General features: G+C 70.3%; 20 protein-coding genes. 10 read left to right on the forward strand and 10 right to left on the reverse strand.

All coding sequences use genetic code 11. From position 1 onward, the window contains the following. The first annotated feature begins 106 nt into the window (after positions 1-106). The 4 genes from map to L2C96_RS42470 are packed head-to-tail and all read left to right on the forward strand — an operon-like array spanning position 107 to position 3,329. Positions 107-874 carry a type I methionyl aminopeptidase gene (map, locus tag L2C96_RS42455; protein ID WP_237340092.1) on the forward strand — a complete coding sequence of 256 codons (768 nt, stop codon included), beginning with the start codon at positions 107-109 and terminating at the stop codon, positions 872-874. Further along, entirely contained in the window at positions 874-1,368 is a 495-nt protein-coding gene (locus L2C96_RS42460; protein WP_237340093.1) for a GNAT family N-acetyltransferase, read from the forward strand. Before map ends, L2C96_RS42460 begins: the two co-directional genes overlap by 1 nt. 33 nt (positions 1,369-1,401) lie before the next feature. After that, positions 1,402-2,235 (forward strand): SDR family oxidoreductase, encoded by an 834-nt coding sequence (locus L2C96_RS42465; protein WP_237340094.1) that lies wholly within the window; start codon positions 1,402-1,404, stop codon positions 2,233-2,235. A 53-nt stretch (positions 2,236-2,288) separates the two neighbouring features. Beyond that, entirely contained in the window at positions 2,289-3,329 is a 1,041-nt protein-coding gene (locus L2C96_RS42470) for an alpha/beta fold hydrolase (protein WP_237340095.1), read from the forward strand. On the opposite strand, the gene L2C96_RS42475 is transcribed toward L2C96_RS42470, so the two are convergent. Beyond that, positions 3,326-3,715 (reverse strand): VOC family protein, encoded by a 390-nt coding sequence (locus tag L2C96_RS42475; protein WP_237340096.1) that lies wholly within the window; start codon positions 3,713-3,715, stop codon positions 3,326-3,328. The genes L2C96_RS42470 and L2C96_RS42475 overlap by 4 nt on opposite strands. Then, positions 3,712-3,993 carry an ArsR/SmtB family transcription factor gene (locus L2C96_RS42480; protein ID WP_237340097.1) on the reverse strand — a complete coding sequence of 94 codons (282 nt, stop codon included), beginning with the start codon at positions 3,991-3,993 and terminating at the stop codon, positions 3,712-3,714. Before L2C96_RS42480 ends, L2C96_RS42475 begins: the two co-directional genes overlap by 4 nt. A gap of 88 nt (positions 3,994-4,081) precedes the next feature. Here L2C96_RS42480 and L2C96_RS42485 point away from each other — a divergent pair, with 88 nt between their 5' ends. Together L2C96_RS42485 and L2C96_RS42490 are read left to right on the forward strand one after the other, a co-directional pair. Next, positions 4,082-4,654: a TetR/AcrR family transcriptional regulator gene (locus L2C96_RS42485; RefSeq protein WP_020420451.1), complete on the forward strand. Its 573-nt coding sequence runs from the start codon at positions 4,082-4,084 to the stop codon at positions 4,652-4,654. A 17-nt stretch (positions 4,655-4,671) separates the two neighbouring features. Beyond that, positions 4,672-5,508: an alpha/beta fold hydrolase gene (locus L2C96_RS42490; protein ID WP_237340098.1), complete on the forward strand. Its 837-nt coding sequence runs from the start codon at positions 4,672-4,674 to the stop codon at positions 5,506-5,508. Here the strand turns inward: L2C96_RS42490 and L2C96_RS42495 are convergent. The 6 genes from L2C96_RS42495 to L2C96_RS42520 all read right to left on the reverse strand — a co-directional run bounded on the left by L2C96_RS42495 (position 5,505) and on the right by L2C96_RS42520 (position 11,322). Then, complete coding sequence (locus L2C96_RS42495; protein ID WP_237340099.1) at positions 5,505-6,884, reverse strand: FAD-binding oxidoreductase; 1,380 nt, start codon at positions 6,882-6,884, stop codon at positions 5,505-5,507. The two genes, L2C96_RS42490 and L2C96_RS42495, sit on opposite strands and share 4 nt — an antisense overlap. A 483-nt stretch (positions 6,885-7,367) precedes the next feature. Continuing rightward, on the reverse strand, positions 7,368-7,628 hold the full coding sequence (locus L2C96_RS42500) for a hypothetical protein (RefSeq protein WP_020420447.1): 261 nt from the start codon (positions 7,626-7,628) through the stop codon (positions 7,368-7,370). A gap of 28 nt (positions 7,629-7,656) precedes the next feature. Continuing rightward, complete coding sequence (locus L2C96_RS42505; protein WP_237340100.1) at positions 7,657-8,058, reverse strand: nuclear transport factor 2 family protein; 402 nt, start codon at positions 8,056-8,058, stop codon at positions 7,657-7,659. Between the two features lie 113 nt (positions 8,059-8,171). Beyond that, the gene (locus tag L2C96_RS42510) at positions 8,172-9,380 is read right to left on the reverse strand and encodes an acyl-CoA dehydrogenase family protein (protein WP_237340101.1); all 1,209 of its coding nucleotides are present in this window, start codon (positions 9,378-9,380) and stop codon (positions 8,172-8,174) included. 19 nt (positions 9,381-9,399) lie between these two features. After that, positions 9,400-10,698, reverse strand: a complete 1,299-nt coding sequence (locus L2C96_RS42515) for an acyl-CoA dehydrogenase family protein (RefSeq protein ID WP_237340108.1) — start codon at positions 10,696-10,698, stop codon at positions 9,400-9,402. A 117-nt stretch (positions 10,699-10,815) separates the two neighbouring features. Continuing rightward, positions 10,816-11,322: a hypothetical protein gene (locus L2C96_RS42520; protein WP_237340102.1), complete on the reverse strand. Its 507-nt coding sequence runs from the start codon at positions 11,320-11,322 to the stop codon at positions 10,816-10,818. A gap of 112 nt (positions 11,323-11,434) precedes the next feature. Between L2C96_RS42520 and L2C96_RS42525 the strand changes: the two genes are divergently transcribed. Further along, a complete protein-coding gene (locus tag L2C96_RS42525; protein WP_237340103.1) occupies positions 11,435-11,860 on the forward strand; it encodes a hypothetical protein in 426 nt (141 codons plus the stop codon). Positions 11,861-11,886: 26 nt separating this feature from the next. Further along, a complete protein-coding gene (locus L2C96_RS42530; protein ID WP_237340104.1) occupies positions 11,887-12,393 on the forward strand; it encodes a DUF3558 domain-containing protein in 507 nt (168 codons plus the stop codon). Here the strand turns inward: L2C96_RS42530 and L2C96_RS42535 are convergent. Then, positions 12,390-13,565, reverse strand: a complete 1,176-nt coding sequence (locus tag L2C96_RS42535) for a TetR/AcrR family transcriptional regulator (protein WP_237340105.1) — start codon at positions 13,563-13,565, stop codon at positions 12,390-12,392. The two genes, L2C96_RS42530 and L2C96_RS42535, sit on opposite strands and share 4 nt — an antisense overlap. Before the next feature lie 127 nt (positions 13,566-13,692). Between L2C96_RS42535 and L2C96_RS42540 the strand changes: the two genes are divergently transcribed. Continuing rightward, entirely contained in the window at positions 13,693-14,904 is a 1,212-nt protein-coding gene (locus L2C96_RS42540; RefSeq protein ID WP_237340106.1) for an acetyl-CoA C-acetyltransferase, read from the forward strand. 2 nt (positions 14,905-14,906) lie between these two features. Beyond that, complete coding sequence (locus L2C96_RS42545) at positions 14,907-17,069, forward strand: 3-hydroxyacyl-CoA dehydrogenase NAD-binding domain-containing protein (protein WP_272884044.1); 2,163 nt, start codon at positions 14,907-14,909, stop codon at positions 17,067-17,069. A gap of 133 nt (positions 17,070-17,202) precedes the next feature. On the opposite strand, the gene L2C96_RS42550 is transcribed toward L2C96_RS42545, so the two are convergent. Continuing rightward, positions 17,203-17,385: hypothetical protein (locus L2C96_RS42550; protein ID WP_237340107.1), on the reverse strand; the 183-nt coding region annotated here is incomplete at its 5' end.

Below are 17,385 nucleotides of genomic sequence, written 5' to 3' on the forward strand. Positions count from 1 at the left end.
TCAAGGTGATCGTCCAGTGTCAGGCGACGGGATGACCACCCAGCTACCTTGGGTTCTGGGGCGCGGTGCTATAACTTCCGGTATAACTATACCGGCGAGGTGAGAAGTGATCGAGCTGAAGAGTCGTGGCGAGCTGGACGCCATGCGCGCCGCGGGGCGGGTCGTCGCGAAGGTGCTCCAGAGCGTCCGCGAGCAGGCGGCCGTCGGCACCAGCCTGCGTGAGCTGGACCAGCTCGCCGCGGACATCCTCAACGACGAGGGCGCCAAGTCGTCCTTCCTGCACTACCACCCGCGCTTCGCGCCGTCGCCCTATCCGGCTGTGCTCTGCACCAGCGTCAACGACGCCGTCGTGCACGGCATCCCGACCGACTACCGCCTCCGCGACGGCGATCTGCTGAGCGTCGACTTCGGCGCGCACGTCGACGGCTGGCACGGGGACGCCGCGGTCAGCTTCGTCGTCGGCAGCGCGAACCAGGCCGACCTCGACCTCATCGCCGCCACCGAGCGGGGCATGTGGGCGGGCATCGAGCAGGCCCGCCCAGGGAACAGGATGGGCGACATCGGCCACGCGATCGCCGAGATCGGGCGTCGCGCCGGGTACGGGTTGCTCGCCGACCACGGGGGTCACGGCGTGGGCCGCGCGATGCACGAAGCGCCGCACGTGCCGAACGAAGCCGTCGCGGGCAAGGGGATGCCGCTGCGGGAAGGGCTGGTCATCGCGATCGAGCCGATGTTCCTCGCGGGCGGCCGCGACGACTACCGCTACGGCGACGACGGCTGGACGATCCTGACCAGCGACGGCTCCCGCGCCGCGCACGTCGAGCACACCATCGCCGTCACCTCGGACGGCCCGCTCGTGCTGACGGCGCCGTGATGGAGATCCGCGAGTCCGGCGAGGCCGACCTGCACATCGTCCTGGGGCTGTTCGACGCGGCCGTCGAATGGCTCGTCGCCCGCGGCAGCGCCGGCCAGTGGGGCACCGAACCGTGGTCGGCGGACCCGGCGAAGGTCGAGCGCGTCCGCACGATGCTGCGTGACGGCCGCCCGTTCCTGGCCATTTCGGACGGTGCGCCGGCCGGCGCCCTGATCCTCGACCACCCACTGCCGTACACGCCGCCGGTCGATGAGCCCGAGGTGTACGTGACGCTGCTGCTGGCCTCCCGCGAGCACCGCGGCGTCGGCGCCCGGCTGCTGGAGTTCGCCCGCCAGGACGCCCGCGACCGCGGCATCGGCCTGCTGCGCGTCGACTGCTGGGCCGGCGGCGACGGCAAGCTCGTCCGCTACTACGAGGGCCAGGGGTTCACGCCGACCGAGCGGGTGCGCGTGCGCGACGACGTGTGGGTCCAGATCTTCGAACAGCGAGTGTGACACCTCTGGCGCGAATGTCAGTTACCGGGCAGTATGGCCGCCATGGCAACGTTGCTAGGCAAGGTCATCGTGATCACCGGAGGCGCGCAGGGGATCGGCGCCACCACGGCCGCCGCCCTGGTGCGGCTGGGTGCGAAGGTCGTCATCGGCGACCTCGACCCGGTCCTGGCCGAGAAGACGGCGGGTGAGCTGGGCGGCGACACGCTCGCCCTGCCGCTCGACGTGACCGACCACCGCGGCTTCACCGAGTTCCTGGACGAGGTCGAGCGCCGCCTCGGGCCCATCGACGTCCTGATCAACAACGCCGGCGTCATGCTGCTGTCGCCGCTGGCCGACGAGGACGACGCGGCCACGGCGAAGCAGATCGACGTCAACCTGCGCGCGGTCATCCACGGCACCCGCGAAGCCGTCCGCCGCATGCGCCCGCGCGGCCGCGGCCACATCGTCAACGTCGCGTCGATGGCGGGCAAGGCCGGGTTCCCCGGCGCGGCGACCTACTGCGCCACCAAGCACGCCGTCGTCGGCCTGTCCGAAGCGGTGCGGCAGGAGCTGCGCGGGTCCGGAGTGGACATCTCGTGCGTGATGCCCGCGGTCGTCCGCACGCACCTCGCCGACGGCCTGCCCGAGACCAGGCTCTTCCCGTCCCTGCGGCCGGAGGACGTGGCGAAGGCGATCGTCGGGACGCTGCAGAAGCCGCGGTTCGACGTGTTCGTCCCGAAATCGCTCGACGTGACCGGTCGCGTCAGCCGCCTGCTGCCACGTGCGGCGGCGGAGTGGTTCATGCGCGCGATCGGCGCCGACAAGGTGTTCACCCAGGCGCACGCGGGCGCGCGAGCGGAGTACGAAGCGAGGGTGAGGCAGCCTTGAAGTAGCGTCGGTCCCGGGGAAGGATCGGTGCGGTGAACGGAGTTTCGAGGTAGATGGTGGTACCCGCAGTGACCGCGATGGCGGCCAACGCACTCGGCGTCCTGCGCGGCGGTCTCGCCGACCTGCGGCCGGTGCCGCGCGTGCTGGTCGACCAGGGCCCGAACCGGTCGCTGTACCGGATGAGCCCGTCGCACGAGGGCGACCCGGTGCTGCTCGTGCCGCCGCTGGCCGCCCCCGCCCTGTGCTTCGACCTGCGGCGCGGTTGCAGCCTCGCCGAGCACCTGGTCGACCGGGGCCGTCGCACCTACCTGGTGGACTACGGCACCGTCGCGTTCTCCGACCGCAGGCTGGGCATCGAGCACTGGATCGACGAGGTGCTGCCGCGCGCCATCCGCAAGGTCAGCGAGGACTCCGGCGGGCGCGGCGTGCACCTGGTCGCGTGGTGCCTCGGCGGGCTGTTCTCCCTGCTGACCACGGCCGACCGCCCCGACCTGCCGGTGCAGTCGATCACCACGGTCGCCTCGCCGGTCGACTTCACCGCCATCCCGCTGGTCGCGCCGTTCCGGCCGCTGGTGGACCTCACCGGCGGCTACCTGCTCACCCCGCTGTACCGGATGCTCGGCGGTGCACCGTCCTATGTGGTTGAACGCGTGTTCTGGGCGACGGGCATCAACAAGCAGCTGACCAAGCCGCTGGCGATCCTGCAGAACCTCGGCGACCGGGACTACCTCGCCCAGATCGAGGCGGTCGACCACTTCATGGACAACATGATCGCCTACCCCGGCCGCACGTTCGGCCAGATGTACCACCGGTTCTTCCGCGCCAACGACCTCGTCGAGGGCGGGCTCGACCTGGACGGGCGGATCATCTCGCTGTCCGGCGTGAAGGTTCCGACGCTGGTGATCGCCGGGCGCAACGACACCATCGCCCCGCGGCGCGCCGTGGAGCGGCTGGTGCCGTTGCTGGAGAACGCGCCGGACGTGCGGTTCGAGACCGCCCCGGGCGGGCACCTCGGCGTGCTGACCGGCCGCCGCGCACGGGACACCACCTGGCGGCACATCGACGCGTTCCTCGGCGATCAGGTGTCCGATTAGGACTTCATCTGGCCGATCTGGATGAGGTTGCCGCAGGTGTCGTCGAACACCGCGGTGATCACGGTGCCCATGTCCGTCGGCTCCTGCGTGAAGCGCACGCCGAGCTCACGCATCCGCTCGTACTCGGCCTGCACGTCGGACACGGCGAACATGGTCCACGGGATGCCGTCCGCGACGAGCGCGTCCTTGAACGGTTTCGCCGCCGGGTGCCCGCTCGGCTCCAGCAGCAGTTCGGTGCCCTCCGGGTCCTCCGGCGACACCACCGTCAGCCACCGGTCCGCGCCCATCGGGATGTCGTGCTTCTTCACGAAGCCCAGCACGTCCGTGTAGAACCGCAGCGCCTTCTCCTGGTCGTCGACGAGCACGCCCGCCAGGTTGATCCTCATGTCCGTCCCCTCTTCCTGAGCCACCGCTCGACGATCGGTTCGAGCGGATCCGTGTTGATGTAGTGGAACTTGTACCGGCCCTCACGCCTCGACTCGACCAGACCGGCGGACTCCAGCACGTCGAGGTGCTGCGAGACCGCCTGCCGTGACGAACTCAGCCCGTGGATGGACACCAGCCGGGCGCAGAGTTCGAAGAGCGTCTGCCCGTCCCGGTCGGTCAGTTCGTCGAGGATCGTGCGGCGCGTGGGGTCGGCCAGGGCTTTGAAGACGTCACCCACGCCCGCAACGATAGGCAAGTGAATACTTGCCTGTCAACTCTACGTTCCCCTGTGTACATTAGGACCAGTCCTAGGGAGGTTAGGAAACATGCCGCGTGGGAGGATCACGCCGGACGCGCTGGTGTCGGCCGCCGCCGACCTGGCCGACGAGATCGGCTTCGAGAACGTGACGCTCGCGGCGCTCGCGAAGCGGTTCGGCGTTCGCGACGCCAGCCTCTACACCCACATCCGCGGCCTCGCCGACCTGCAGGAACGCGTGGCGCTGCGGGCGCTCTCCGAGTGGGCTGAGGCGCTGAGCGCGGCCGTGGCCGGACGCGCCGGCCGTGACGCGCTGACCGCCTTCGCCGACACGTACCGCACCCTGGCGACGGAGCACCCGGGGCGCTACGCCGCCACCCGGCACCCGGTGCCGCCCGAGCGGGCCGCCGAAACGCCGGGCGTCATGCGCATCATCGAGGTCTGCTACGCGCTGCTGCGCGGGTACGACCTGTCCGAACCGGACGCCACCGACGCGGTCCGGTTCCTGCGCAGCACTCTGCACGGCTTCAGCGACCTGGAAGCCACCGGCGCCTTCACCGCCGACCACAGCCTGGACGTCTCGTGGCGCCGGGCCGTCGACGCGCTCCACCACACGCTGACCAACTGGACGAAGATCCACTGACCGGACCGGAGAATCCCATGCGCATCACGCTCGACGGCACCCCCATCGACTACCACGAGCGCGGCGACGGCCCGCCGCTGCTGCTCCTGCCCGGCGGGGCGGGCCACGCCGGCGTCTTCGACGGGCTCGCCGCGCACCTGGCCGACGACTACCGCGTCGTCGCCATGTCCAGTCGCCTGGTGTCGGCGCGGCCGGACGGCGACCAGAGCCCGAAGGCCTACGCCGAGGACGTGCTCGGCCTGATCGACGCGCTCTTCGACGAGCCGCCCGCGGTGTTCGCGTTCAGCGCAGGCGCCATCACGACCCTCGACCTGCTTGCCCGCCACCCCGAGCGGGTGCGCCTCGCGGTGGTCCACGAGCCGCCGGTGTTCGGCCTGCTGCCGGACGCCGACCGGCACCGGGCCGCGATCGAGGCGGTGCGGGCGGCGGCGCGCACCGGGGACCTGGCGGAGGCGTCCCGGCTGATGACCGAGGCCATGACGGCGCCCGGACCCGGCGCGGCGACCCCGGAGTTGCGCCACCCCGGCGACTGGCTGGAGGGCTACGCGGAAACCAGCCCGGAGCCGCCGACGCCGGAGCTGCTGGAGCTGTTCGGCCGCCTGAGCGAACTCCAGCCGTTGTTCCTGGAGCACGTCCTGGTGCCGTTCACGTCCATGGACGTCGACCTGGCCGCGCTCGGCCCGCGACTGGTCCCCGCTGCCGGGATCGACTCGCGGGGCCAGCTGCCGTACCGGGCCGCCGCCGCGTTGGCCGCCGCCCTCGGCCTGCCGCTGACCGAGTTGCCGGGCGGCCACCTCGGACCCGTCGAACGCCCCACGCAGTTCGCCGCGGCGCTGCGCGCTCTCCTCGGTTAGGCCGGCTTGATGTCGTGCCAGCGGTTGAAGACGTTGTCCGGGTCGTAGTCGGCCTTGATGCGTTGCAGGCGCCGGTAGTTCTCCTCGCCGTAGCCGGCCACGATGCGGTCGTCGCCCTCGTCGCCGATGAAGTTGAGGTAGACGTCGCCGGAGGCCCACGGCCGCATGTCGGCGCGCAGATTGCGGGCCCAGGCGATGGCGCGGTCGTCGTCGGCCGGGTCGGCCCACAGGCCCAGCGGGTGCACGGCCCACTGGTTGTCGCGGTCGAACCCCGGCCAGTCCTGGCCGTGGGCGACGGCGCCGCCCCACGGCAGCAACGCGTGCTGCGACGGTGACGGCACCACCATGTCCAGCGCGCGCTCGCAGAACCGGTCGAGGGCTTCGTCGGGCAGTTCGCGCAGGTTCTCGTCGGACCAGTAGTTCCGGAAGCCGGCTGGGTCGTCGAGCATGGACTGCAGGCCGGCGTAGGGGACGTCGGTGATGACCTGGCCCTGCGGCGCGGTCGCGAGCAGCGGGCCGATCGTTTCGCGCAGCCGGGTTTCCGGGCCGGCGCAGGTGACCAGGACGCCGCAGCAGAGCCGGCCGACGAGGTGGCCTGGCACGAACTCCTCGGGCGGGCCGGTGAGGTAGAGCAGGCCGCCGCCGATCTCCTCCGGCGCGGTGCGCATGAGGTCGCGGTAGACGCCGGCGACGGCGCGTCCCTGGTCGCCGGGCCACAGCATCAGGGCCATCGAGAACTCCGGCAGGTCGTGCAGCCGGAAGGTGAGCCGGGTGGCGACGCCGAAGTTGCCACCGCCGCCGTGCAGTGCCCAGAAGAGGTCCGGGTTCTCCTGCTCGCTCGCCGTGACCTCGCGGCCGTCGGCGGTGACGAGGTCGACGGAGAGGAGGTTGTCGCAGGCGAGGCCGAACTTGCGCTCGATCCAGCCGGAGCCGCCGCCCAGGGTCAGGCCGGCCACGCCGGTGGTCGACACGCGGCCGCCGGTGGTGGCGAGGCCGTGGGGTTGGCAGGCTCTGTCGAAGTCGCCCCAGGTGGCGCCACCACCCGCCGTCGCGGTCTTCGCCTCGGGGTCGACGGTGACGGCGTTGAGGCGGCGCAGGTCGACGACGAGACCGTCCTCGACGAGACACGCCCCGGCGACGCTGTGACCCCCACCCCGCACGGCGACCGGCAGGGCGTTCTCCCGGGCGAACCGCAGGGCCGCCGTGATGTCCCGGACGGTCCCACACTGGGCGATGACCTGCGGGCGGGCGGTGATCATGGCGTTGAAGACGCCGCGGACGCTCTCGTAGTCGCCGTCGTCCGGCGTGACGATCCGGCCGTCGAAGCCGTCGCGGAACCTTTCCACCGAGGCGGGCTGGACCAGGTAACCAGTCATCTTCGGGCCTCCCTTCGGGATAGTAGGGAGAGTCGCACCCGGGAGTTGCGCGTTACGGCGAGCCGGAAGATCTTCTGTGGACGGTGAGAGGAGGTCCGTGACCGGGGTGCGCCAGTGGACGCGGAGGGCGGAGCCGTCACCGCGCGAGGTTCTCGCCGCGGTAATGGAGGGTGTGCAACCGCTCGCGCAGCGCGTCGCCTGGGCGGATGGGGACGGGGCGCCGATCAGGGCGTGCCGCAGGCTGGCCGCGGGGACGAGGACGTCGAGCCGCCGGTCGGCCGGGCGCACGGCGCGAGCGGGGCGAGGGTGTCCAGGCCGCGGAGGAGTTCGAGGATGAGGAACCGCAGGGCGGGGTGTTCGGCGAGCGCCCGCAGGCCGGGGACGTTCTTGAGTGCCCGAGGGAGACAGCTTCGAGGTTGACGCAGCCGGCCAGGGCACTGAGGTCGTCGAGCCCGCGCAGCGTCGCGATGCCGGCCAGCGGGGTCAGGTCCCGGCGGTGGCGTGCGGCAGGTCGAGGGCGAGTTTTCGCACGTGGCGGAACTCCGGCAGCTGCGCGGGGTCGGCGTGTCCCAGCAGGTGGAGCGCGACGCCGGGATGCGCGGCGAGCGCCTCCGCGGCGGCGGCGAGGACAGGGGCGGGCAAGGGCGCGCTGACGAGGACCCGCACAGCCGCTTGCCCGGCGATGCGCGGTTCGATGGTGGCGGGATCGGTGTCCGGCCGGATCGTCACCGTCGCTTCTCGCACGCGGGAAACCTAACGGCGCTGCGATGGCTCAGGTGTTCTGGACGAGGTCGGCGTGCCGGTGGGCGACTTTCCATTCGCCGTCCTCGCGGCGGTAGATCTGGGTCGCGCGCAGGGTGTAGTCGCGCGGTTCCCCGTCGACGGACGCCCGGGTGTGTTCGTAGCCCACCGTGTAGGCCATGTCACCGACCACATCGGCCGCGACGATCTCGTGTTCGTAGGAGGCGCAGTCCGAGAAGGTGGCTCCGAGCCGGCTGAACAGGGCGTCGATCTCGGCCTGGCCGGTGGCGTTCAGCCAGGCGCCCAGCACGGAGACCGGTTCCGCGCGCGACCAGATCGCCCGCCGTGGCGCCGGGTCGCCGTTGTGCAACGCGACTTCGGCGTCCCGCAGCCGGGAGCCGACCCAGGTGAGGAAGTCCTCGCGATCGCCCATGGTTCACCTCCGGGATCCCCATTGAACGCGCGAACGAGCGGAAAGACCAGTGCCGTCATCCGGCGGCCGAGTCCGCCCGGCTCTCCGCACACGGGGAGCCGGGCGGTGACGCGCTACTTCAGCTCCGCCGAAGTCTTCCCCAGCAACCGCCGTGCGACGATCAGCTGCTGGATCTGCTGCGTGCCCTCGAAGATGTCCAGGATCTTCGAGTCCCTGGCCCACTTCTCGAGCAGCATCTCTTCCGTGTAGCCGAGCGTCCCGATCAGCTCGACGCACTTCAGCGTGATGTCGACGACCGACCGGCCCGCCTTCGCCTTCGCCATGGATGCCTGCAGCGAGTTCGGCTTGCGGTTGTCGGCCATCCACGCCGACTCCAGCGTCAGCAGGTACGCCGCTTCGTAGTCGGCTTCCAGCTCCAGGTACGCGGCCGCCGCGGCGTGCTGGTGGTGCGCGGGGCGGTCGTAATCCACCACGACACCCGCCTCGGCCAGGATCTTCGCCGTCTCCTCCAGCGCGGCCCGCGCCAGGCCGACCGCCATCGCCGCGACCAGGGGGCGCGTGTTGTCGAAGGTCTGCATGACCCCCGCGAACCCCTTGGACGTGTTGATCTCCGGCGAGCCGAGCAAGTTCTCCTTCGGCACGCGGCAGTTGTCGAACCGCAGCACCGCCGTGTCGGAGGCGCGGATCCCGAGCTTGTGCTCCAGCCGCACGACCTCGAAGCCCGGAGTGCCCTTCTCCACCACGAACGACTTGATCGCCGCCCGGCCGAGCGACTTGTCCAAAGTGGCCCAGACGACCACGGCGTCCGCGCGGTCACCGGAGGTCACGAAGATCTTCTCGCCGTTCAGCACATAACAGTCGCCGTCCTCGGTGGCGGTCGTGGTGATGTTCGCGGAGTCCGAACCGGTGCCGGGCTCGGTGATCGCCATCGCGGCCCACACCTTCGCGAACCGCTTCAGCTGCTCGTCGTTGGCCACCGACGCGATCGCGGCGTTGCCGAGGCCCTGCCGCGGCATCGACAGCAGCAGACCCACGTCGCCCCAGCACATTTCGATCGTGCCGAGCACCGTCGCCAGGTTGCCGCCGTTGCGGTTCCCGGTCGCCTTCTCCTTCTCGTTGCGCCGCACGCCGGCCGCGCCCGCGCCGCCCTCGCCGGAGGAGTTCAGCCCGTCCAGCACCGCGGCGAACATGTCCAGCTCGACCGGGTACTCGTGCTCGGCGCGGTCGTACTTGCGCGAGATCGGCCGCAGCACTTCCGACGCCGCCTGGTACGCCTGGTTGATCAGCGCCCGGGCCTTCTTCGGGGTTTCCAGATTGATCATGATGACCTTCCCAGGCTTGTCAGAGGAGGACGACGCCCTCGAGCACACCGATCGCACGCAGGTCGCGGTACCACCGCTCGACCGGGTGCTCCTTCACGAACCCGTGCCCGCCCAGCAGCTGCACCCCGGCGCTGCCGATGCGCATGCCCTTGTCCGCGGCGAGCTTGCGGGCCAGCGCGACCTCGCGGGCGAACGGCTTGCCCTGCTCGGCCCGCGCTGCGGCGCGCAGCATCACCAGGCGCATGCCTTCCAGTTCGATCGCGATGTCGGCGACCGAGAACGCGACCGCCTGGCGGTGGCTGATCGGCTCGCCGAACGCGGTGCGCTCGTTCACGTACGGGATCACGTAGTCCAGCACGGCCTTCGCGGTGCCGGTGGCCAGCGCGGCCCAGCCGAGGCGGGACAGTCGCACGGCCTCGGTGAACACGTCCGGCGAGCCGCCGCCGAGCAGCGCGCCCGCGGGCAGCGACACCTTCTCCAGGTGCAGCTTCCCGGTCGCCGCGCCCCGCAGGCCCATCGCCGGGTCGGCCTCGATCGACACGCCCTTGGTCGACGACTCGACGAGGAACAGCGCCGGGCCGCGCCCTTCGAGGTCGGCGGACACGACGAACAGTTCGGCCTGTCCCGCGCGGGGGACCAGGGACTTCACGCCGTCCAGCTGGTAGCCGCCGGGGGTGCGGCGGGCCTTGGTGGCGGGCTTGAACGGGTCGAACAGCGGCTTGGACTCCAGCAGGGCCAGCGCCGCGGCGGGCACGTTCTCGCCGACGAACTCCGGCAGGTAGTCGGCCTGCTGCTGGGCGTCGCCCCACAGTACGAGCGCGTTGCTGACCGCGGACGGCGCGAGCACCGCGACGGCCAAACCGAGGTCGCCGTGGGCGAGTGCCTCGGCGACCAGCGCGTTGGTGACGACCGAGCGTTCCGCGCCGGCGCCGCCCAGCTCCTCCGGGATGCTGATGAGCGTCACGCCCAGCTCGGCGGCCCTGGTGAGCAGGCCGTCCGGCGGGCTGAGCTTCTCGTCCGCCTCGCCTGCCGCGGGACGCAGTTGCTCGGCCGCGAACTCGCTCACCGTCTCGACGATCATCTGCTGGTCTTCGGACGGCGTGAGGTCGAACAGGCCCTTGTCCTCGGCCGGCGCCGGGCGGGTCGCGTCACCGCCCCGCTTTCGCGACGAGGAGAACGTCCGGCTGGCCGCGCCGGCGACCTTGAAACCGTTCCTCGTCGCCGCCGAAACCAGGTTCTGAACCGGCTCGCGCAACCCGCTGCGTTCCAGCGTCCTGCTGCCCGCGAGCCGGGAGAGGGCGGCCAGGCCGAGGCCCATCACGTCCCGCTTCCGGCCGCTGTTCTCCCTGAGCGCTGCCACGTCGCACTCCCATCGCCGTTACCTACTCGTGAGTAGGTTATCGCATGGGGGCCGGTGAACGCCAGCCGCCCGACGTCAGGGGCGCCAGGTCGGGAGGACGGGCATCGGGGGCCGGAGCGAGCTGGGCGGCGGACCGACGGCGCCGGACACGAGCCGGAGCACGGCGGTGCCGTCCCGCACGTCTACGACCTGCATCGCGAGGACCCCGTCGACCGGCTTCGGCTTCTCGGGTTCGCCGCTGCTGCAGCGCGAGCCGGAGCCGTTCTCGTAGAGGGTGGAGACGCAGCCGGGGGTGAGGCTGCCGCTGCCGTCGCCGGTGGAGAACTCGATGCCCTCGGCGGTGACGGCGCGGACGGAGATCCGGTCGACCCCGCCCTGCCCGGTGAGCGCGATGTCGACCGGATCGCTCACCAGGACCTCGCAGTTGCCGTCCAGGCAAGCACCGTAGTCACGCCCATCGGCAGCGGCGAGCGCCGGCGGCACGGACGAGGTGGTGGCCGGTGCCGGGGTTTCTGTGGGCTGGTCATTCCCGCTGCACGCGGCAAGGGGCAGAAGGAGGAGGAAAACGACGGCGCGCTTCACGTCGATCACAGTATCGATGGGGCACCGGTTCCGGGGTGGATTGGCAGGTTTCGGCCAGGTGCGGCTGGGCGCGCTGTACCGCGGGTGAGCGACTTGTTACTCGAGGGGCGAAGTGAGCGAGAGCGGCGAACCTGTTCATTCGGTGGCTTCCGCGATCACGAACGCCGTGGGAAGCCCCGAGCATGACGGCGCGAAGCACATGCTCGGGGAGGCGCAGGCGGGCCGGTGGGCGGTCGACGAAGAGACCGGAACTCATCTGCGGAGTGCGATTTCGCATGCTCACGGCCAGCTCGACGCGCTGAACGCCCGAATCGAGTTGCTTCGACGGGCGCCGAAGCTCGGTAATGATGCTTACGCGCGGCAGGTGGCGGAGCACATGCGAGCCGCGATGGATTCCGATGCCCAGTCCCTGGTGCCGGTGTTCAAGGCGCTGTTGGAAGGGCTGGATAATCTTCAGCAGGCGCTGGAGGTGGCAATGCGCAACTATGACGCCGCCGATGAAGCCGCGACGCAGTATCTCGGGCGTTTCAAGGACTGAGGGGACCAGTGATCCGTAGCTCAGGTATGGCGAGCCTTCTGGCCGGTGTCGCCCTGGGGTTGGCTGCGTGCACCGCCACCGTGGACGGTGCCCCGGCGCCGGATCCGGCCGTGACCGCCTCGCCGACCGGGACGAACGCTTCCGATCTGCTGCGTTCGCTCGATGCCTGCACTGTGCTCGACCAGCTGCTCGCCGGTCAGGGCTTCCAGCCCGGTGAGCGGAAGGCGGTGCGGAACGAGTGTGTCGCTTCCAAGAGCGAGTACGGCGCCCTCGCGATCGCGCTTGATCCGGTCCAGGGCCTTGCCGAACTGCAGGCCCAGGAACCGCGGGCGGTGTCCACGCAGGTGAACGGCCGCAGCGCGCTTCAGGTGGGTTCTCCAGCGGATGGGATGTGCGAGGTCGGCCTAGCGGTCGGTGAGCACGCGCGCGCCCTGGTCATCGCCTCGATTTCGCGGTCCGATGTTCGCGATCAGGTCTGCACGGCGGCGCAGGAGCTCGCCGGCAGGCTCGAACCCCTGCTGCCCAAGCCCTAATCCAGGTCCAGCACCGCCGCCATCAGGACGCGCAGCTCGGCCGCCAGCCCCGGCCGGGAGTTGACCCGCCGTGTGCGGGACAGGTCGTTCGCGATCGTCAGCGCCGCGTGGACCGTGATCTTCGCTTCGCGCGGGTTCAGCGCCGGCTGCGCCGCGCCCAGCAGGGTCACCCACTGCGCCACGTAGTCCCGCTGGATGCGCAGCAGCTCGGGGCCCTCGTCCTCCGCGTAGTTGACCGCGTCGGCCGAGAACGAGACCGCCAGCTCCGCCGAACCGGTCAGCACCCGCACGTACGACTCGATCAGCCCACGCAGCGCCTCCGTCTCGTCGGCGCTGCTCAGGCGCACCCGTTCGGCGTCCAGCAGCAACCGGTCGCCCGCCCGCCGCGCGATCGCCCCCAGCAGCGCCGCCTTGCTCGAAAAGTGCCGGTACACGCTCGGGCCCGCGATGCCGGCCGCCGCGCCGATGTCCTCCATGCTCACCGCGTGGAAACCCTTGCGGTGGAACAGCTCCGCGGCCGACGACAGGATCTGCTCCCGCCGGGACGGCACCCCGACGCCCACCGGCACCGGCTCGTCCTCGACGACCTCCGACGGCAGCCGCACGTGCAGCACCCGCCGCGCCAGCTCCGCCAGCAACTCGGCGAACCGCTTCCGCGCCACGGACGTCCGGTGCACCGAAACGCTGCCGAACACGCTCATCGCCGCCCAGCACAGCAGCTCCGCGTCCGCCGGCCCCAGGTCGGCGCGCAGGTTCATGAGCTCCTTGGCCCACGACGACAGCAGCGCCGTCGACCGCCGGGCGATCTCGCGCTGGTCCTCCGGCGACAGGTGCCGCCCCTCCCACCGCCACAGCGCCGCCACGTCGCGCCGCTCCACCGACGCCTCCGCGATGCCCCGCAACAGCCGCTCCACCTGGGCGCCGTCCGGCCGCCGCAGGCTCGACAACGCGGCCGCGGTCGCGTCCTCCATCTCCTGCACCCCGCCGAGCAGCACGTACGCGAGGATCGCCTGCTTGTCCGCGAAGTGCCGGTACAGGGCGGGCCCGGTGATGCCGGCCGCGGCGGCGATGTCGTTGATGCCGACGCCGTGGTAGCCGCGAGCGCGGAACAGCTCGGCGGCGAGGCCGGCCAGCTGGCTCTTGCGGTCGGGGCGGCGGGAGGTGCTCGACATGGTGATTCCACTCTAGCCGGAGTGAGCCCCCCTGCAAACGGTTGACACCAGGGGATTCAGGCGGAGTATGTTAGTGGCAATTAGCGTCAGACCCAGACGGATGCAGTAAGCAGGAAGGACCGTCGGTGTGAGCAACGAGGCATACATCTACGAGGCGATCCGGACGCCCCGTGGCAAGAACAAGGGTGGATCCCTGCACGGGGTGAAGCCGATCGACCTCGTGACCGGACTGATTCACGAACTCCAGGCGCGGCACCCGGGCCTGGACCCGGCCGCGATCAACGACATCATCCTCGGCGTCGTCTCGCCGGTCGGTGACCAGGGCGCCGACATCGCGCGCGCCGCGGCGATGGCCGCCGGCCTGCCCGACACCGTCGCCGGTGTCCAGCTCAACCGCTTCTGCTCCTCGGGTCTGGAGGCCGTCAACCAGGCCGCCGCCCGGGTGCGCTCCGGCTGGGAGAACCTGATCATCGCCGGTGGCGTCGAGTCGATGTCGCGCGTGCCGATGGGCTCCGACGGCGGCCCGATGTTCACTGACCCGGCCACGAACTACGACACGTACTTCGTGCCGCAGGGGATCGGCGCGGACCTGATCGCCACCATCGAGGGCTTCAGCCGTGAGGACGTCGACCGGTTCGCGGTCCGTTCGCAGGAGAAGGCCGAGGCGGCCTGGTCCGGCGGCTACTTCGCGAAGTCGGTCGTGCCGGTCAAGGACATCAACGGCGTCACGATCCTCGACCACGACGAGCACCGCCGCCCCGGCACCACGCTGGAGAGCCTGGCCAAGCTCAAGCCCGCGTTCGAGACGATCGGCGAGTTCGGCGGTTTCGACGCGGTGGCGCTGCAGAAGTACCACTCGGTCGAGAAGATCAACCACGTCCACACCGGCGGCAACTCCTCGGGCATCGTCGACGGCGCCGCGCTGGTGCTGCTCGGCAACGAGCAGGTCGGCAAGGACCTGGGCCTGACCCCGCGCGCCCGCATCGTGGCGGCCGCGATCACCGGGTCCGACCCGACGATCATGCTCACCGGCCCCACCCCGGCCACGAAGAAGGTCCTCGACATCGCCGGGATGACCACCGACGACATCGACCTGTTCGAGCTGAACGAGGCGTTCGCCTCCGTCGTGCTCAAGTGGATGAAGGACCTGAAGCTGCCGGACGAGAAGGTCAACGTCAACGGCGGGGCGATCGCGATGGGCCACCCGCTCGGCGCGACCGGTGCCATGATCCTCGGCACCATGGTCGACGAGCTGGAGCGGCGCCAGGCGCGGCGCGCGCTGCTGTCGCTGTGCATCGGCGGCGGAATGGGTATCGCGACGATCATCGAGCGGGTGTGATCATGACCAACACTATTCGCTGGGACCAGGACTCCGACGGCATCGTCGTGCTCACCCTGGACGACCCCAACCAGTCGGCCAACACGATGAACGCCGACTTCCGCGAGTCCTTCAAGAACACGGTCGAGCGGCTGGAGTCCGAAAAGGACTCGATCACCGGTGTCGTGATCACCTCGGCGAAGAAGACCTTCTTCGCGGGCGGTGACCTGCGTGACCTGATCCAGGCCACGCCGGAGCACGCGGCCGAGATCACCGAGAGCACCAACGCCATGAAGGCCCAGCTGCGCAAGCTGGAGACCCTCGGCAAGCCGGTCGTGGCCGCCATCAACGGCGCCGCGCTGGGCGGGGGCCTGGAGATCGCGCTGGCCACGCACCACCGGATCGTCGCGGACGTGCCGGGCACCGTCATCGGCCTGCCCGAGGTGACGCTGGGCCTGCTGCCCGGCGGCGGTGGCGTGGCGCGCACCGTGCGGCTGCTCGGCATCCAGAGCGCCGTGCTGAACGTGCTGGTGCAGGGGCAGCGTCACAAGCCGGCGAAGGCACTGGAACTGGGCCTCGTGCACGAGGTCGTGTCCAGTGTGGACGAGCTGCTGCCCAAGGCCAAGGAGTGGGTGAAGGCCAACCCCGAGGCGCAGCAGCCGTGGGACGTCAAGGGCTACAAGATGCCCGGCGGTTCCCCGTCGAACCCGAAGTTCGCGGCGAACCTGCCCGCGTTCCCGGCGAACCTGCGCAAGCAGCTCAAGGGCGCCCCGATGCCCGCCCCGCGCGCCATCCTGGCCGCCGCGGTCGAGGGCGCGCAGGTCGACATCGAGACCGCGACGCAGATCGAGACCCGCTACTTCGTCAGCCTGGTCACCGGCCAGGTCGCGAAGAACATGACGAAGGCGTTCTTCTTCGACCTGCAGCACATCAACTCCGGCGGTTCCCGCCCGGACGGGTACGAGAAGTACCAGGCGCAGAAGGTCGGCGTGCTCGGCGCGGGCATGATGGGCGCCGCGATCGCCTATGTGTCGGCGAAGGCCGGGATCGAGGTCGTGCTCAAGGACGTCTCGCTGGAGGCGGCCGAGAAGGGCAAGGGCTACGCGGTCAAGCTCGAAGAGAAGGCGCTGTCCCGCGGCAAGACCACGAAGGAGAAGTCGGACGCGCTGCTGGCGCGCATCAAGCCGACGGCCGACCCGGCGGACTTCGCCGGGGTGGACTTCGTGATCGAGGCCGTGTTCGAGAGCCAGGAGCTCAAGCACAAGGTCTTCGGCGAGATCGAGAACATCGTCAACCCGGACGCCGTGCTCGGGTCGAACACCTCCACGCTGCCCATCACCGGCCTGGCGCAGGGCGTGCAGCGGCAGGAGGACTTCATCGGCATCCACTTCTTCTCGCCGGTCGACAAGATGCCGCTGGTGGAGATCATCCGCGGGGAGAAGACCTCGGACGCCACCCTGGCGAAGGTCTTCGACTACACCCTGCAGATCAAGAAGACGCCGATCGTGGTCAACGACAGCCGCGGCTTCTTCACCAGCCGGGTGATCGGCACGTTCATCAACGAGGCGGTCGCCGCGCTCGGCGAGGGCGTCGAGCCGGCGTCGATCGAGCAGGCCGGTTCGCAGGCAGGCTACCCGGCGCCGCCGCTGCAGCTGATGGACGAGCTGACGCTGACCCTGCCGCGCAAGATCCGTGAGGAGACGAAGTCGGCGATCGAGGCCGCCGGTGGCACCTGGAAGGCGCACGCCTCCGAGGCGGTCATCGACCGGATGATCGACGAGTTCGACCGCAAAGGCCGGTCCAGCGGCACGGGCTTCTACTCCTACGACGAGAACGGCAAGCGCGTCGGACTGTGGCCCGGGCTGCGAGAGGCGTTCAAGTCCGGCAGCGGCAACGTGCCGTTCAAGGACCTGCAGGAGCGCATGCTGTTCGCCGAGGCACTGGAGACGGTGCGCTGCTTCGACGAGGGCGTGCTGATGTCCGTGCAGGACGCCAACATCGGCTCGATCTTCGGCATCGGGTTCCCGGCGTGGACCGGCGGTGTCATCCAGTACATCAACCAGTACGAGGGCGGTCTGCCCGGTTTCGTGGCGCGGGCGAAGGAGCTGGCCGAGAAGTACGGTGAGCACTTCCAGCCGCCGGAGTCGCTGGTGAAGAAGGCCGAAGCCGGCGAGAAGTTCGAATAACAAGAACAGAAAAGGCGCCCTTCCCGACAGATCGGGGAGGGCGCTTTTTTCTTTCTCCGGAACGCAAGCCGGCAACGGAAATGAGCCGACTACCCCAACCAGACCTCCCCCGCCCCCGATCCACAGCCCGCTTTTAGTCGCCGACCAGCCGTGTCAAGGCACTCTTTCCCGCCTTGACACGGCTGCTCGGCGACTGAAACACAATCAGGCATCGGGGGCGGGGGTGGTCGGAAGGTGACCTTTCGAGCGCCGTGAGGCGCTTTTCGCGCGACAGCGCGGCTTTAAAGATCAAAAGAGTCCTCGCCGGACGGGCAGG

The sequence above is a fragment of the Amycolatopsis tucumanensis genome, assembly GCF_021654135.1.
Lineage (GTDB): Bacteria > Actinomycetota > Actinomycetes > Mycobacteriales > Pseudonocardiaceae > Amycolatopsis_E > Amycolatopsis_E tucumanensis.

What these genes read in the sequence shown, in the direction of transcription:
- L2C96_RS42460 (WP_237340093.1), top strand. Translation starts at nt 874, where the DNA reads ATGGAGATCCGCGAGTCCGGCGAGGCCGACCTGCACATCGTCCTGGGG.
- L2C96_RS42465 (WP_237340094.1), top strand. Translation starts at nt 1,402, where the DNA reads ATGGCCGCCATGGCAACGTTGCTAGGCAAGGTCATCGTGATCACCGGA.
- L2C96_RS42470 (WP_237340095.1), top strand. Translation starts at nt 2,289, where the DNA reads ATGGTGGTACCCGCAGTGACCGCGATGGCGGCCAACGCACTCGGCGTC.
- L2C96_RS42475 (WP_237340096.1), bottom strand. Translation starts at nt 3,715, where the DNA reads ATGAGGATCAACCTGGCGGGCGTGCTCGTCGACGACCAGGAGAAGGCG.
- L2C96_RS42485 (WP_020420451.1), top strand. Translation starts at nt 4,082, where the DNA reads ATGCCGCGTGGGAGGATCACGCCGGACGCGCTGGTGTCGGCCGCCGCC.
- L2C96_RS42490 (WP_237340098.1), top strand. Translation starts at nt 4,672, where the DNA reads ATGCGCATCACGCTCGACGGCACCCCCATCGACTACCACGAGCGCGGC.
- L2C96_RS42495 (WP_237340099.1), bottom strand. Translation starts at nt 6,884, where the DNA reads ATGACTGGTTACCTGGTCCAGCCCGCCTCGGTGGAAAGGTTCCGCGAC.
- L2C96_RS42505 (WP_237340100.1), bottom strand. Translation starts at nt 8,058, where the DNA reads ATGGGCGATCGCGAGGACTTCCTCACCTGGGTCGGCTCCCGGCTGCGG.
- L2C96_RS42510 (WP_237340101.1), bottom strand. Translation starts at nt 9,380, where the DNA reads ATGATCAATCTGGAAACCCCGAAGAAGGCCCGGGCGCTGATCAACCAG.
- L2C96_RS42515 (WP_237340108.1), bottom strand. Translation starts at nt 10,698, where the DNA reads ATGGGCCTCGGCCTGGCCGCCCTCTCCCGGCTCGCGGGCAGCAGGACG.
- L2C96_RS42530 (WP_237340104.1), top strand. Translation starts at nt 11,887, where the DNA reads ATGGCGAGCCTTCTGGCCGGTGTCGCCCTGGGGTTGGCTGCGTGCACC.
- L2C96_RS42535 (WP_237340105.1), bottom strand. Translation starts at nt 13,565, where the DNA reads ATGTCGAGCACCTCCCGCCGCCCCGACCGCAAGAGCCAGCTGGCCGGC.
- L2C96_RS42545 (WP_272884044.1), top strand. Translation starts at nt 14,907, where the DNA reads ATGACCAACACTATTCGCTGGGACCAGGACTCCGACGGCATCGTCGTG.